Source organism: Cellulosimicrobium sp. E-16, assembly GCF_049913115.1.
Classification (GTDB): domain Bacteria; phylum Actinomycetota; class Actinomycetes; order Actinomycetales; family Cellulomonadaceae; genus Cellulosimicrobium.
Genome location: NZ_CP183974.1, coordinates 4,372,954 through 4,387,205, shown reverse-complemented (window position 1 = coordinate 4,387,205; position 14,252 = coordinate 4,372,954). Strand labels below are relative to the sequence as shown.

The window sequence follows — 14,252 nt, the reverse complement described above, 5'->3', positions numbered from 1 at the left end:
CGATCAGGACGGGCTCGCAAGGTCGCGTACGGTCGGCACACAGACGGGACATGGAGGAGCGCCAGGTGGGTCGTGCTGGGCGGGTGGTCGGGGCCGGGCTGGTGGCCGTCCTGGGCCTCGGAGCCTGCGCGACGGCGGACGGGCCGGCAGGCGCGACCGCGGGCGAGGGGGCGTACCGGTGCTGGGAGACGGTGGTCCCCGACGACGTGCTGGACTCGGGCGTGACGGCGGACCACCTGAGCGAGGACGGCCAGGCCGCCCTCGACGGTCTCGAGGTGCCGCCGATCGACCCCGCCGAGTGGACCGTCGTCGCGGACGGTGCCGAGCGGGTCGCCCTCCTGCGCGAGCTCGACGACCCCGAGGACCTGGGCGCGGGCGACGTGCGCACGCACGAGATGCTGGTGATCGAGTGGACCGACGCGCCGAACCTCGACCCGTCGCCCACGTGGCTCCTCACCGCCGCGCAGACCTGCGCGCTGCGCGCCGACCTCGGCGAGCTCGCCACCGCGACGCTCACCCTGGACCCGGACCACCCGCCGGTGCCCGACGCGCGCGAGCTGCACCTGCTCGTCACCGAGATGGCGTGCAACAACGGTGAGGACGCCGAGGGCCGGGTGCGGCAGTCCGCGCTCGCCGTGCGCGACGACGCCGTCGAGGTCACCATCGGCGTCGAGCCGCGCACGGGCGGGGCGAGCTGCCCGTCGAACCCGCCGACGCCGTTCGTCGTCGCGCTCGACGAGCCGCTCGGCGACCGCGTGGTGCTCGACGCGTCGGTCCGCCCGGCGCGGGAGGTCGTGCTGCCGTGAGCCGGGCGTCGATCCGGGGCAGGACGGCGGTCGTTGCGACCGGCCTGCTCGCCCTGGTCGTCGGCGGGTGCGCAGCCGACGGGACGCCCACGGCCGACACGAGCCCGCTCGAGGTGCCGGCGTTCGAGCTCCCGCCGACCGAGGGAATCCTCGACTACCAGCTCGGCGGCGCGTACGACGAGGTCGACGCCGGGTCCGGGCCTGTCGCGCCCGACGTCGTCGTGCGGGACGCGACGGCCGAGCCCCTGCCCGGCGCGTACTCGGTCTGCTACGTCAACGGGTTCCAGACCCAGCCCGACGAGGCCGACCGGTGGCTCGACGACCAAGAGGACCTGCTCCTGCACGACGCGGACGGTGGCCTCGTCGTCGACCCCGACTGGCCGGACGAGCACGTCCTCGACCCGTCGACCGCCGAGCAGCGCGACGGCATCCTCGCGATCCTCGGCCCGGTCGTCACGGGCTGCGCCGACGACGGGTTCGACGCCGTCGAGATCGACAACCTCGACACGTGGAGGCGCTTCGACGCGATCGACGAGGACGGCGCCCACGCGCTCGCACGGGCGTACGCCGACCTCGCGCACGACGCCGGCCTCGCGATCGCGCAGAAGAACGCGGCGGAGATCGCGCCCCTCGCCGCGGGAGTCCTGGGCTTCGACTTCGCCGTCACCGAGGAGTGCGCGGTCTTCGACGAGTGCTCCGCCTACACCGACGCCTACGGCGACCACGTGCTCCAGGTCGAGTACCCCGACGCGCTCGACGACGCGGGTCTGACCTTCGACGACGTGTGCGCCCTCGACGACCCCGCCCCGCTCACCGTCCTGCGCGACCGCGACCTCGTCACCCCCGACGACTCCGGCTACGTCTACGACGCCTGCTGACGCGCCGTCCGACGGGCGCTCAGGCCATACGCCAGCCCAACGGGCTGGCCGGCGCCTCGCGTCACCAGCCGTCGGGCGTGAGGAGCTTGCGGATGCGCTTCTCGCTGACCGGGCCGTCGGTGCCGAGCTGCTGCGCGAACAGCGAGACGCGCAGCTCCTCGACCAGCCATCGGACCTCGGCCAGGTCCGCGGCGCGGACCGGGTCGGCCGGCCCCTGGGCGTAGGCAGCACGGGCGCGCTGGTACGCCTCCTCGACGTCGTGCATGCGCCACGCGAGCTCGGCGTCGCGGTTCGGGTTCGCCTGCGCCTTCTCCAGCCGGTACGACGCCGCGCGCAGGTAGCGCGTCAGGTGCGGCAGCCGTCGGGGCGGGGTCTGGGAGACGAAGCCGTCGTGGATCAGGCCTGCGGCCTGGTCGCGCAGGTCGGTGAGCGTGTTGAGCAGCGCGAGGCTGTTCGACGCGCGGATCTCCGCGTCGAGGTTCCGCGACGCCGTGAGCGCCGCCACCACGTGCCCGACGACATGGTGCACCTGCTCCTCCAGGTGCGCCCGCACGAATGCCCGCGCCGTCGCGTAGGCCTCGGCGTCGCGGATCATCGCGACGTCCGGCTGCGTGCCGTACTGCCCGCTACCCCCGCTCGTCAGCGCGATCACCGCGGCGAGCTGCAGGTCCGCGACGAGCGCGTCCGTGTTCCGGTACGGGCTGGCCGCCATCGTGAGCGACTGCGTCCCGTTCCACCGGCTCGTGATGCGCCCCGTCTGGAGCGCCGTCTCGGACAGCAGCAGACGCCGCACACCCCGCGCGTGCTCACGCGCCTGCGCGTTCGCGTCGGCCAGCACGCGCAGCGCGACGACCGGCTTGCCCTTCGCGTCCTGCTCCTCGACGACCGCGGGGTACCCCCGCACGACCACCCCACCCCCGAGGTCCGTCGACACCGCCGCGGGCAGCTCGCCGTCCGTGAGCTCGGGCCAGGTCGTGAGACCGGTCTGCTCGGTGACGAGCGCGGCAGGGTCACCGGCGGCTGCCGCCCCTCGTCCTGCGCCTCGCCCGGGCGAGCCGGCCGCCGTGGCCGCCCGCCCGTCGTCGGTCCCCGTGGCCTGGCCGCCGCGTGTCGGTGAGCCGGACGCGGAGGTGGTGGAGGGGGCGTCGGATGCGAAGGGCGTGGCGGGCCTGGCGGGAGCGCCGTGAGGAACGAGCGGCGCGGATGGTAGCCCGAGCACCGACGCCCCCTCCGCCGCCGAACCCGACCCAGAGACCGACGCACCCGACCCGGGAACCGATCCCGACGCCGCCTCGCGCAGAGCAGCACCGACCGCGCCCTTCACCGCGGCGCGGACCGCGGCCTGGTTCTGGGCCGCGAGGCGGCGCTGGAGGGCGAGGAGGTCCTTCGATTCGTCGAGGACGACGGACCCGCCCCGGCCGCGCGGGTCCTCGACGCGGAACGTCATGCGCAGGTGCGCGGGCAGGCGCGCCTCCTGCTCAGGACCCCACGCGTCGTCGGGGATGACGACGTCGCGCAGCGCCCGGACGGCGCGCGTGAACGCGACGTGGAACGGCTCGGCCATGTCGCCCGCGCGGGCCATGTCCTCCCAGGTGGGCGTGTGCGCGCGCAGCCAGGCGACGACGTCGCGCGCGACGTCGGGCGCGGGCACGAGCTGGACGCGGACCGGCTTGGGCAGCGAGCGGATCGTCGCGGTGGCGAGCTCGTCGAGCAGGCCGGGGACCATCCAGTCGAACCCGTCGGGCACGACGCGGTTGAGCACGGAGATCGGGACGTGCACGGTGACGCCGTCGGCCTCGGTCCCAGGCTGGAACTGGTACGTCAGCGGCAGGGTGAGCTCGCCCTGGGGCCAGGTCTCGGGGAACTGGGACGTGTCGATCTGCTCGGCGTCGGGCACGAGCTGCTCGAGCGTGAAGGTGAGCAGGTCGGGGTCGCGGCGCCGCGCCGTCTTCCACCAGCGGTCGAAGTGCGCGGCGGACACGACGTCGTCGGGCACGCGCTCGTCGTAGAAGTCGAACAGCACGTCGTCGTCGACGACCAGCCCGCGCTGGCGCGAGCGCGCCTCGAGCTCCTCGGCCTCGTCGAGCAGCTTGCGGTTGTCGCGGAAGAACTGGTGGTGCGTCGTCCACTCGCCCTGCACGAGCGCGTGCCGCACGAACATCTCGCGCGCGGCCTCGGGGTCGACCTTGGCGTAGAGGACCTTGCGGTCGGCGACGATCGGCACGCCGTACAGCAGCACCTTCTCGGTCGCGATCGCCGCGCCGCGCTTGGTCGACCAGTGCGGCTCGGAGTACGTGCGCCGGGCGAGGTCGCCTGCGAGGTCCTCGGCCCACTCGGGCTGGATGCGGGCGACGTCGCGCGCCCACAGCCGCGACGTCTCGACGAGCTCGCCCGCCATGATCCACGCCGGCGGCTTCTTGCTCAGCGGCGAGCCCGGGAAGATCGCGAACCGCGCGCCGCGCGCGCCGGTGTACTCGTTGCGCGCCTGCTTCTGCGCGCGCCGCAGCGCCTTGGCCCGGGCCTCGCCCTTGAGGTGCGCGACCGACGACGCCTTCACGTCGCCCGTGTCCTGCATCCCGATCTGCGACAGCAACCCGGACAGGAGCGCCTTGTGGATCGTGTCGCCGTCCCAGGCGCGCTTGTACGCGGCGCTCGTTTCCGCGGCGGCGGGGTCGGGAGCCGTGGTCGGGTCCGCGGCGGCTGAGCCCGACGCCCCCTCCGCCGCCGAACCCGAGCCGGAGCGCCCGGCGCGCGGCCTGTACGACATGTCGATGCCGAGGGGCTTGGACATCTCGCGGAGCTGCGCGACGACGTCCTGCCACTCGCGGATGCGCAGGAAGTTGAGGTACTCGGCCTTGCACAGGCGGCGGAAGGCCGACGACGAGAGCTCGTGCTGCTGCTCGCGGACGTACTCCCAGATGTTGAGGTACGTGAGGAAGTCGGAGTGCGGGTCGGTGAAGCGCGCGTGGGCCTGGTCGGCCTGCGCGCGGACCTCGGCGGGGCGCTCGCGCGGGTCCTGGATCGACATGACGGCCGCGATGATCGCGACCTCCCGCGCGACGCCGAGCGTCGAGCCCTCCCAGATCATGCGGGCGAGGCGCGGGTCCATGGGGAGCTGCGCGAGGACGCGCCCGACCTCGGTGAGGCGCGTGGCGCCGTCGGACGTCTCGAGGGCGCCGAGCTCGGTGAGGAGCTGGACGCCGTCGCGCACGGCCCGCGTGTCCGGGGGCTCGACGAACGGGAAGCGCGCGACGGCATCGGGCGTGTCGACGACGCCGACGGAGATCATCTGCAGCAGCACGGACGCGAGCGAGGTGCGCAGGATCTCGGGCTCGGTGAACTCGGGCCGCGAGACGAAGTCGTCCTCGGAGTACAGGCGGATCGCGATGCCGTCGGCGACGCGGCCCGAGCGGCCGGAGCGCTGGTTGGCGCTCGCCTGCGACACGGGCTCGATCGGCAGGCGCTGCACCTTGGTCGCCTTGGAGTAGCGCGAGATGCGCGCGGTGCCCGGGTCGACGACGTAGTGGATGCCCGGCACGGTGAGCGAGGTCTCGGCGACGTTGGTCGCGAGCACGATGCGCCGCGACGAGTGCGCCTGGAACACGCGGTGCTGCTCGGCCGACGACAGCCGCGCGTACAGCGGGAGGATCTCGACGCGCTGCGGGTGCTTCGGGTCGGTGACGCGGTCCTTGAGGTGGCCGGTGAGCGCGTCGGCGGCGTCGTGGATCTCGCGTTCGCCCGAGAGGAACACGAGGATGTCGCCGTGCCCCTCGCGCATGAGCTCGTCGCACGCGTCGACGATGCCGGTCACGAGGTCCTTCTCCTCGGCGCCCGCGCGCCCCTTCGCCTTCCCGGAGCCGGGGTCGACGTCGGGCGACAGCGGCCGGTACCGGATCTCCACCGGGTAGGTGCGGCCGGACACCTCGACCACGGGCGCGGCGTCGGGCAGCGCGTCGATCACGTAGTCCGGTGCGCCGCCCAGCGCGGCGAGGTGCGCGGGGGAGAAGTGCTGCGCGAAGCGCTCGGAGTCGATCGTCGCCGACGTGATGATCAGCTTGAGGTCGGGGCGGCGCGGCAGGAGCCGTGCGAGGTAGCCGAGCAGGAAGTCGATGTTGAGGGACCGCTCGTGCGCCTCGTCGACGATGATCGTGTCGTACGCGAGGAGCTCCGGGTCGCGCTGGATCTGCGCGAGCAGGATGCCGTCCGTCATGACCTTGACGAGCGTGTCCTCGCTGGAGGTGTCGGTGAACCGCACCTGGTACCCGACGACGCCGCCGAGCTCCGTGCCGAGCTCCTCCGCGATGCGCTCGGCGACCGTGCGCGCGGCGATGCGGCGGGGCTGCGTGTGCCCGACCTGCCCCGTGCGGCCGCGGCCGAGCTCGAGCGCGATCTTGGGGAGCTGCGTCGTCTTGCCCGAGCCCGTCTCGCCCGCGACGATGACGACCTGGTGGTCGCGGATCGCGGCGGCGATGTCCGCGCGCCGCGCGCTGACGGGGAGCTGCTCGGGGTACGTGATGGGCGGGACCGTCACGGTCTCGCGCGCCTGCGCGGCACGCTCGAGCTGCGCGCGGCTCACCTGCCGCGGGCCCGACGACGTCCGCTCGCCCCGCCCGCGTCGCGTCGGCTCCGTGGTCGTCGGGGTGCCCGACGTCGGGCGGTCGCCTCGACCACGGCCGCGGCGGTTCCCGCGGCGCCGGCGACCCTCGCGCGGGGTGCCCTCGGCGGCGCCGTCCCGCTGGGGAGGGCGCGCGTCAGGCTGGTTCGCTGCGGGCTCGGTACTCACGACGGTCCATTCTCTCAACCCGCCGCAACTTCATTGCGCCCGAGGGCGGGACGACCCTGGTGGACAGTGCTGTCATTTTGCTAGCGTGGTTCTCGGAGGTGGTCGAGATGGCGACGCTGACGATCCGAGGGCTCGACGACGACGTGCGCGAACGGCTGCGCGCCCGGGCCGCAGAGCACGGCCGGTCCATGGAGGCGGAGATCCGCGCGATCCTCACGTCTGCGGTGACGGCACCGAGCGGGTTGGAACGCGGGCTCGGCACCTTCATCCACAGCTCGTTCGCCGACGCCGGGCTGACGGTCGAGCTCGACCTGCCCCCGCGATCGGAGCACGGACGCGCCGTCGACTTCTCCGACGAGCCGGGCGGGTCGGACCGCGAGGTCGCGGACGCGTGATCGTCCTCGACACGAACGTCGTGTCCGAGGCGATTCGCCCGGTACCCGAGGCGCGCGTGCTCCGCTGGCTCGACGCGCAGGCTCCGGAGGCGTTGTGGATCACGGCCGTCACCGTCGGCGAGATCGTCCACGGCGTGGCGCGGCTGCCCGAGGGGCGGCGCCGGGACCGCCTCGCCGCGCTCATCGAGGAGCACGTCACCACGACCTTCTCGGGCCGGGTGCTCGCGTACGACGCCGACGCCGCGCGCGTCGGTGGCACCCTCCTCGCGCTCCGCGAGCGAGCGGGGCGGCCGATGAGCATGGCCGACGCGCAGATCGCCGCGATCTGTCGCGTGCACGACGCGACGCTCGCGACGCGCAACGTCCGCGACTTCGTCGGCACCGGCGTGGCCGTCATCGACCCGTGGAGACCCGTGCCTTCCTGACCCAGCATGTTCCTGACCTGCACGCTCAGCCGAGCGCGCGGCGCATCACGACCCGCGGCACGCCGCCGCTCACGCCGGTGGTCGGGGCCGCGCGCACGAACCCGGCCTGCTCGAACAGCGCGACCGTGCCGACGTACCCGGAGATGACGTCGACGCGCTCGCCGCCCGCGTCGACGGGGTAGCCCTCGACCGCGGGTGCGCCGTGCGCGGCGGCGTGCTCGACGGCGCCGGCGAGGAGGTCGTGCATCAACCCTCGGCGCCGGTACCCGGACCGGACGACGAAGCACACCGCGCTCCACGCGTCGAGGTCGTCGACGAACGGGATGGTCCGGGCGTTCATCAGCCGCCGGTAGGTGCTGCGCGGCGCCACCGAGCACCAGCCCGCGACCTCACCGTCGACGTACGCGAGCACGCCCGGCCCGGGGTCGGTCGTGCACAGGTCGGCCATGAAGCCGGGGCGATCCTCGGCGCTGACGCGGCTGTCGCGGTAGGACATGCACCAGCACCCGCGCACCCCGGCCTTCCGCGGCCCGACCACGGTGGCGAAGTCGTCGTAGCGCCCGACGGCGGAGCGCACCTCCACGTCCATCCCACCCACGCTAGGCGCGCCCACCCACGCGGGCGAGCGCCGCCGTCGGGCCTCACGCCGGGGGCGGGGCGGGCGCAGACCGCCCCGACGAGTCAGTCGGGCGTCGCGCGGGCGTACCGGGCCGTGAGGGTGCGGACGTGGTCGACGAGAGCCTGCGGCTCCGTCACGTGGAAGTCGAGGCCGAGCATGCCGACCCACACCGCGACGACCTCGACGCTGTCGCCGCCGGTGACGAGGACGCAGCGGTCGTCGTCGAGCGGCTCGACCGTGCCGACCGTCGGGTTGATGCGCCGCAGCACCTCCTCGGCGGGCGCGTCGACGACGATCCGGGCGTGGACGGCCCACCCGGTGCGCGCGACCTCCCGCACGACGAACTCGGTCATGTCTCCGGGGAAGTCGACCGGCGAGAACCGCCGCCCGCCCGGCACGCGCAGCACGAGCCAGTCGACGCGGTAGGGACCCCACGCGCCGGTCTCCGGGTCGCGCGCGACGAGGAACCATCGGCGCTGCCACGCGACGAGGCGGTACGGCTCGAGCTCCAGCGGCTCGTCGCGGTAGAAGCAGCGCAGGCCCTGGTGGTCGCGCACGGCGTCGGCGAGGGCGGTCAGCGTGTCCGGGTCGACGACCGGGTCCTCGACGTTCGAGTCGGTGTTGGCCGGCCCGGCGGCGCTCGCGGACCGCAGGGCGACGAGGCGGCGGCGCAGCCGGTCCGGCATGACCTGCTCGAGCTTGGCCAGCGCGGACGCACCGGACTCCTCGAACCCCGCCGTGCCGGTCGCGGCCCGCAGCCCGACGGCGACCGCGACGGCCTCGGCGTCGTCGAGCAGGAGCGGGGGCAGCCGGGCTCCGGCGCCCAGCCGGTAGCGACCGCCCGGGCCGCGCACGGCGTCCACGGGGTAGCCGAGCTCGCGCAGGCGCGCGACGTCGTTGCGGACGGTGCGGTCGGTGACGTCGAGTCGCGCGGCGAGCTCGCCGCCCGACCAGTCGGGGCGCGACTGGAGCAGCCCGAGCAGGGCGAGCATGCGGGCCGAGGTGGAGGCCAACAGGTCCCTCCGAGAGGTCGCCGGAAGAAAGTCGGAACCGAGCCAGAATAACGGAAGAAAACGTTCCTGAACCCTGCGTAACGTCGGTACCAGAGCAGGGCACGAGGCCCCGCCCGACCGAGGAGGCAATCATGAGCAGCACGACCCTCGAGCACCGCCCGTTCGCCGTCGCCGTCCCGCAGGCCGACCTGGACGACCTGCGCGAGCGCCTCGAGCGGACCCGCTTCGCGCCGGCCGCGCCCGGCGACTCCTGGGACTACGGCACGCCCGAGTCCTACCTGCGCGACATGGTCGGGCGCTGGACGTCGTTCGACTGGCGCGCCGTCGAGGACCGGGTCAACGCCTACCCGGGCTTCCGCACGGAGATCGACGGTCAGCCGATCCACTACCTGCACGTGCGGTCGCAGCACGAGGACGCGACGCCGCTGCTGCTCGCGCACAGCTACCCGGGTTCGATCCTCGACTTCCTCGACATGATCGACCCGCTCGTCGACCCCGTCGCGCACGGCGGGCGGCCCGAGGACGCGTTCCACCTCGTGATCCCGTCCATGCCGGGCTTCGGGTTCTCCACGCCCGTCGTCGGCGACGCGGACTGGACCATGGCACGCGTCGCCCGGGCCTACGACACCCTCATGCGGGACCTCGGCTACGCGTCCTACGGCATCCACGGGAGCGACGGCGGAGCGATGGTCTCGCGCGAGCTCGCGATCCTCGACCCCGAGGGCTTCCGCGGCGCCCACGTGCTCCAGCTCTTCTCCTTCCCGTCCGGCGCTCCGGGCGAGATGGACGGCTTCGGGGAGAAGGAGTTCGCGGCGCTCGGCCACCTCCAGTGGTTCCAGTCCGTGGGTGCGTACAACACGATGAACGCGTCCCGGCCGCAGACGATGGCCGCGGGCCTCGCCGACTCGCCCGTCGCCGTCCTCGCGTACCACGAGCTGTTCGAGAGCTTCGGCAACGGGACGAGCCTCGTGAGCGCCGACCAGGTGCTCGCGCAGGCGACGCTCTACTGGCTGACGAACTCCTACGCGACCGCCGCGCGCTACCACTACTCCGAGCAGCGGTCGGGCGCGGAGCCGGTCGTGAGCCAGGGCCGGATCGGCGTCGCGGTGTTCAAGGACGACTTCCAGACGATCCGCGCCTTCGCGGAGCGTGACAACGCCCGGATCGAGCACTGGTCGGAGTTCCCGCGCGGCGGCCACTACGCGTCGCTCGAGGTCCCGCTCGACGTCGTCGCCGACCTGCGGGTGTTCTTCGCCTGACGCTCGCCCGCGACCGTCGAGAACAGTGACGCGGCCTCGACCACGACGTCGCTGTCGTCATCAGCCAGATGGCGACAGCGACGTCGTGGTCGGCGCAGAATGGGGCGGTGCTCGACCGACCCCTCACCCGACTCGACCTCGTCCCGCGCCGCGTCCGGGTGCACGCCGTGCAGGAGACGTCCGGCGCGCTGCGGCGCATCACCTTCCGCGACGCCGCGCCGGCCGGGCACGACGACGGACGGTCGGCCGGGCCGGGTGCCGACGGCTCGGGCGGGGCCTCGCTCGCGACGCTGTGCGCCCCCGGCCCGGACGACCACGTCAAGGTCTTCCTGCCCGACCCGGCGACCGGCGTCCTGCACGCCCCGACGCTCACGGCCGACGGTGCGCTCCAGCGTCCGACGGGCGTGGTCTCCATCTCGCGCGAGCTGACCGTGCGGGCGACGCGGACCGTCGACCGGGTCGCCGAGGTCGACGTCGACTGGGTGCTGCACGGGGGCGCCGACCCGGGCGAGCCGCCCACCGGCGAGGGCGGTCCCGCGTCGGCGTGGGCGGCGCGCGCGGAGCCGGGCGACGAGGTCGTGCTCGCGGGCCCGACGACGAGCCGTGGCGTGCCGGACGGCGTCGGGCGGCTGCTGCTCGTCGGGGACGAGGCCGGGCTGCCGGCGCTCGCCCGGTGGGTCGACGCCGTCGGGGCGGACGTGCCGGTGACGGCGATCGTCGAGATCGGCGACGACGTGGACGAGGCGTTCGTCGAGGACGAGCTCGGCCGCGCGACGCTCGAGCTCCTCTACCGCACCGACGGCCCGGGTCAGCTCGCGGAGGCAGTCCGCGCGCTCGGCCCCGTCGACGCCGACGAGTACGTGTTCGGCGCCGGCGAGGCGACCGACCTCGCACAGGTGCGCCGCGACCTGCGGCGGGGCGGCGCACGTCCCGACCAGCTCGCCCTCCACGGCTACTGGCGCCGCGGCGTCGTCAACCTCGACCCCGACGCACCCCTGGACCCGGCCGACCCCGACTGAGCGGTGGCCCTGCGCGTGTGCGCGAGGGACCCGGGTCAGTCGCCGTGGAGCACGTCCACGGCGAGCCCACGCCCGGCGACGGCGAGCCGAGCGTCGTTCGTCCACAGACTCGTGCACCCGTGCACCTGCGCGGCGGCGAGGTGGAGTGCGTCGGGCGTGCGGAGCGACGAGGCAGCGCGGAGACGCGCGGCGCGTTCGAAGACGACGGCGTCGAGCGGCACCTCGGCGAACAGCCCGAGCGCCGAGCGGTAACGGTCCTCGAGCTCGACGTCCCCGGACCGGAGCGGCCCGACGAGGCACTCCAGCCGGACGAGCGGGCTGATCGCGAACTCCTCCTCGCCGTGCCTGGCGAGCAGCCCGCGCATGTGGAGCCCGCGCTCCACGTCCTCGACCAGGTAGATCACGAGACACGTGTCGAGGTAGATCACTCCCAGCCCTCGCGCTCGGCCTCGATCGCGGCGTCGACCTGCTCCGCGGTCCGGAGCGAACGCGCCGCGTGCGGGTGGTCGTCCAGCCACTCGACGATCGCCGCGCCCGTCCCGTGCGCGAGGTCAGCCCGGACCGGCACGAGCCGGACCAGCGGGACACCGCGGCGGGCGATGACCACGTCCTCGCCGGCTGCGGCACGGTTGACGAGCTGCGAGAGGTTGTTCTTGGCCTCGAGCACATTGACCTGCACGGCGACTCCTCAACCTTCCGACGACCTGATGGCCAGGATACCTGGCCAGGTCTGTCGGGTGGAACCCCGGAGAGATCCGTCCGAGCGCGCGTGCCACCGGCCGTCTGCCGGCGGCGTAAACCGGCTGCGGGAGACCCCGCGCCGGGGGAGAGTGAGGCCATGACGCGTCTCCTCGTCCTCGGCGGCTCCGACTTCGTGGGGCGCGCCGTCGTCGACGACGCCCTCGCCCGCGGGTGGGACGTCACGGTCCTCAACCGGGGCAGCACCCCCGTGCCCGACGGCGTCCGGCAGCTCGTCGGCGACCGCACCCGGCCGGACGGCCTCGACGCGCTGCTCGCCGACGACGTCCCGCAGACGTGGGACGTCGTGGTGGACACGTGGTCGTGGGCGCCCGTCGCGGTGCGCGACGCGGCGCGCGCGCTCGCGGGCCGGCTCCCCGGTGACAGCCGGTACGTCTACGTGTCGTCGCGCTCGGTCTACCCCTTCCCGACCCCGCGCGGCGCCGACGAGTCAGCCCCGCTCGTCGAGGGCGACCCGGGGGACACGACGTACGACGACTACGCGCGGGCCAAGCGCGGTGCGGAGATCGCCGCGGTGGACGCGCTCGGCGACCGCGCGATCCTGCTCCGTGCCGGGCTGATCCTCGGACCGCGCGAGAACGTCGGCCGCCTGCCGTGGTGGCTGCGGCGCGTCGCGCGCGGCGGGCCGGTGCTCGCGCCCGGACCGGCGGACCTGCCGCTGCAGTACGTCGACGCGTGCGACCTCGCGGCGTTCGCGCTCGATGCGGCGCTCGCGGGAGCGTCGGGGCCGGTCGACGTCGTCAGCGCCCCGGGCCACACGACCATGGGCGAGCTGCTCGCGGCGTGCGTCGAGACGACGGCGGACGACGCGGCGGCGGCCGGGAACCCGGCCGCCGAGCTCGTCTGGGTAGAGCCGGAGGCCGTGCTCGCGGCGGGCATCGAGCCGTGGAGCCAGCTCCCGGTCTGGCTCCCGCCGGGCGAGCTGCACGACGCGCTCCACGGCTCCGACACGTCGCACGCGTACGCGCTCGGGCTCCGCCCTCGCGACGTGCGCGAGACCGTGCACGACACCTGGGCCTGGCTCCGCACGCTCGACGCCGCGGGCGAGGCGACGCCGCAGCGTGCGGACCGCCCCGCCGTCGGGCTCCCGCCGGACCTCGAGTCCGCCGCGCTCCGCGCTGCCGGGCGCTGAGCCGACGGGGCCCGGTCAGCCCTCCGCGAGGAGCTCGCGGACGCGCGGGATGACCTGCGTGCCGTAGAGCTCGATGCTGCGGAGCATCGTCGCGTGCGGCAGCGTGCCGGTCGAGTACTTGAGGTCGAACCGGCCGGCCCCGAGGAGTCGCACCGTCCGGGCGATCTTGCGCGCGACCGTCTCGGGCGAGCCGACGTAGAGCGACCCGTCGCGCACGTCGTGGGCGAAGCGTCCGCGGTGGTACGCGGGCCAGCCGCGCTCGCGCCCGATGCGGTTGTTCATCGCCGCGAAGTGCTCGTAGACCTCCTCCTGCGCCTGCTCGTCCGTGTCGGCGACGTGGCCGGGCGAGTGCACGCCGACCGGCAGCACCGGCTTGCCGAGCTCCTCGACGGCGCGGTGGTAGAGGTCCACGTAGGGCCGGAACCGCTCGGGCTCGCCGCCGATGATCGCGAGCATGAGGCCGAGCCCGTGCCGCGCGGTCCGCACGACCGACTCGGGCGAGCCGCCCACGCCGACCCACGTGCGGAGCCGGCCGCTCTCGGTCTTGGGCCAGACCTCCTGGTCGGCCAGGCCCGCGCGCTTCGTGCCCGACCAGGTGACCGGCCTTTCGTCGAGGAGGTGGACGAACAGGTCGAGCTTCTCCTCGAACAGCACCTCGTAGTCGCTGAGGTCGTACCCGAACAAGGGGAACGACTCGATGAACGACCCGCGCCCGAGGATGACCTCCGCCCGCCCGCCGGACAGCGCGTCGAGCGTCGAGAACCGCTCGAACACGCGCACCGGGTCGTCCGAGCTGAGCACGGTCACCGCCGACCCGAGCCGGATGCGCGACGTCCGCGTCGCGATCCCCGCGAGCACGACCTCCGGCGCGCTGATCGCGAAGTCCGCGCGGTGGTGCTCGCCCACACCGAAGAAGTCGACGCCGACCTGGTCCGCGAGGACCGCCTCCTCGACGACGTCGCGGATCGTGCGCGCCCCGCTGAGGAGCGCACCGTCCGGGCCCGCGGTCACGTCGCCGAACGTGTCGAGGCCGAGCTCGACGGTCGTGGGGTCCGACGGCGGTCCGGCGGTCGTGCCCTCGGGTCCGGCGGGGGTCGGGGGAGTCGTGTCGTCGGTCATCGTCTGCTCCTGCGGTCGGTCGACCGTCGGCGGTCCGGTGCTCTC

The 14,252-nt window shown here is 74.2% G+C and carries 13 protein-coding genes; 7 read left to right on the top strand and 6 right to left on the bottom strand.

Features of this window, described 5'->3' with window-relative positions:
• The first annotated feature begins 50 nt into the window (after positions 1-50).
• Positions 51-806 carry a hypothetical protein gene (locus ACN9MS_RS19265; RefSeq protein ID WP_426309991.1) on the top strand — a complete coding sequence of 252 codons (756 nt, stop codon included), beginning with the start codon at positions 51-53 and terminating at the stop codon, positions 804-806.
• Positions 803-1,684 carry an endo alpha-1,4 polygalactosaminidase gene (locus ACN9MS_RS19260; protein ID WP_426309990.1) on the top strand — a complete coding sequence of 294 codons (882 nt, stop codon included), beginning with the start codon at positions 803-805 and terminating at the stop codon, positions 1,682-1,684. The genes ACN9MS_RS19265 and ACN9MS_RS19260 overlap by 4 nt, the downstream gene beginning before the upstream one ends.
• A gap of 61 nt (positions 1,685-1,745) precedes the next feature.
• On the opposite strand, the gene hrpA is transcribed toward ACN9MS_RS19260, so the two are convergent.
• Positions 1,746-6,467 (bottom strand): ATP-dependent RNA helicase HrpA, encoded by a 4,722-nt coding sequence (gene hrpA, locus ACN9MS_RS19255; protein WP_426309989.1) that lies wholly within the window; start codon positions 6,465-6,467, stop codon positions 1,746-1,748.
• Positions 6,468-6,574: 107 nt separating this feature from the next.
• On the opposite strand from hrpA, the gene ACN9MS_RS19250 reads away from it, so the two are divergent.
• Positions 6,575-6,862, top strand: coding sequence for a FitA-like ribbon-helix-helix domain-containing protein (locus ACN9MS_RS19250; RefSeq protein ID WP_154797530.1), 288 nt, complete (start codon positions 6,575-6,577; stop codon positions 6,860-6,862).
• Entirely contained in the window at positions 6,859-7,287 is a 429-nt protein-coding gene (locus ACN9MS_RS19245) for a type II toxin-antitoxin system VapC family toxin (protein WP_426309988.1), read from the top strand. The genes ACN9MS_RS19250 and ACN9MS_RS19245 overlap by 4 nt, the downstream gene beginning before the upstream one ends.
• Positions 7,288-7,312: 25 nt before the next feature.
• On the opposite strand, the gene ACN9MS_RS19240 is transcribed toward ACN9MS_RS19245, so the two are convergent.
• Together ACN9MS_RS19240 and ACN9MS_RS19235 are read right to left on the bottom strand one after the other, a co-directional pair.
• The gene (locus ACN9MS_RS19240; RefSeq protein WP_426309987.1) at positions 7,313-7,876 is read right to left on the bottom strand and encodes a GNAT family N-acetyltransferase; all 564 of its coding nucleotides are present in this window, start codon (positions 7,874-7,876) and stop codon (positions 7,313-7,315) included.
• 92 nt (positions 7,877-7,968) lie between these two features.
• The gene (locus ACN9MS_RS19235; protein ID WP_426309986.1) at positions 7,969-8,919 is read right to left on the bottom strand and encodes a helix-turn-helix transcriptional regulator; all 951 of its coding nucleotides are present in this window, start codon (positions 8,917-8,919) and stop codon (positions 7,969-7,971) included.
• 131 nt (positions 8,920-9,050) lie between these two features.
• Here ACN9MS_RS19235 and ACN9MS_RS19230 point away from each other — a divergent pair, with 131 nt between their 5' ends.
• A complete protein-coding gene (locus ACN9MS_RS19230; RefSeq protein WP_426309985.1) occupies positions 9,051-10,178 on the top strand; it encodes an epoxide hydrolase family protein in 1,128 nt (375 codons plus the stop codon).
• Between the two features lie 107 nt (positions 10,179-10,285).
• A complete protein-coding gene (locus ACN9MS_RS19225) occupies positions 10,286-11,197 on the top strand; it encodes a siderophore-interacting protein (RefSeq protein ID WP_426309984.1) in 912 nt (303 codons plus the stop codon).
• Positions 11,198-11,232: 35 nt separating this feature from the next.
• On the opposite strand, the gene ACN9MS_RS19220 is transcribed toward ACN9MS_RS19225, so the two are convergent.
• Together ACN9MS_RS19220 and ACN9MS_RS19215 are read right to left on the bottom strand one after the other, a co-directional pair.
• Complete coding sequence (locus ACN9MS_RS19220; RefSeq protein WP_426309983.1) at positions 11,233-11,625, bottom strand: type II toxin-antitoxin system VapC family toxin; 393 nt, start codon at positions 11,623-11,625, stop codon at positions 11,233-11,235.
• Positions 11,622-11,876: a type II toxin-antitoxin system Phd/YefM family antitoxin gene (locus ACN9MS_RS19215; RefSeq protein WP_426309982.1), complete on the bottom strand. Its 255-nt coding sequence runs from the start codon at positions 11,874-11,876 to the stop codon at positions 11,622-11,624. The genes ACN9MS_RS19220 and ACN9MS_RS19215 overlap by 4 nt, the downstream gene beginning before the upstream one ends.
• 159 nt (positions 11,877-12,035) lie before the next feature.
• Here ACN9MS_RS19215 and ACN9MS_RS19210 point away from each other — a divergent pair, with 159 nt between their 5' ends.
• Positions 12,036-13,088, top strand: coding sequence for an NAD-dependent epimerase/dehydratase family protein (locus tag ACN9MS_RS19210; RefSeq protein WP_426309981.1), 1,053 nt, complete (start codon positions 12,036-12,038; stop codon positions 13,086-13,088).
• 15 nt (positions 13,089-13,103) lie between these two features.
• Here the strand turns inward: ACN9MS_RS19210 and ACN9MS_RS19205 are convergent, their stop codons facing one another.
• Positions 13,104-14,207 carry an LLM class flavin-dependent oxidoreductase gene (locus tag ACN9MS_RS19205; RefSeq protein WP_426309980.1) on the bottom strand — a complete coding sequence of 368 codons (1,104 nt, stop codon included), beginning with the start codon at positions 14,205-14,207 and terminating at the stop codon, positions 13,104-13,106.
• Positions 14,208-14,252: the final 45 nt, after the last annotated feature.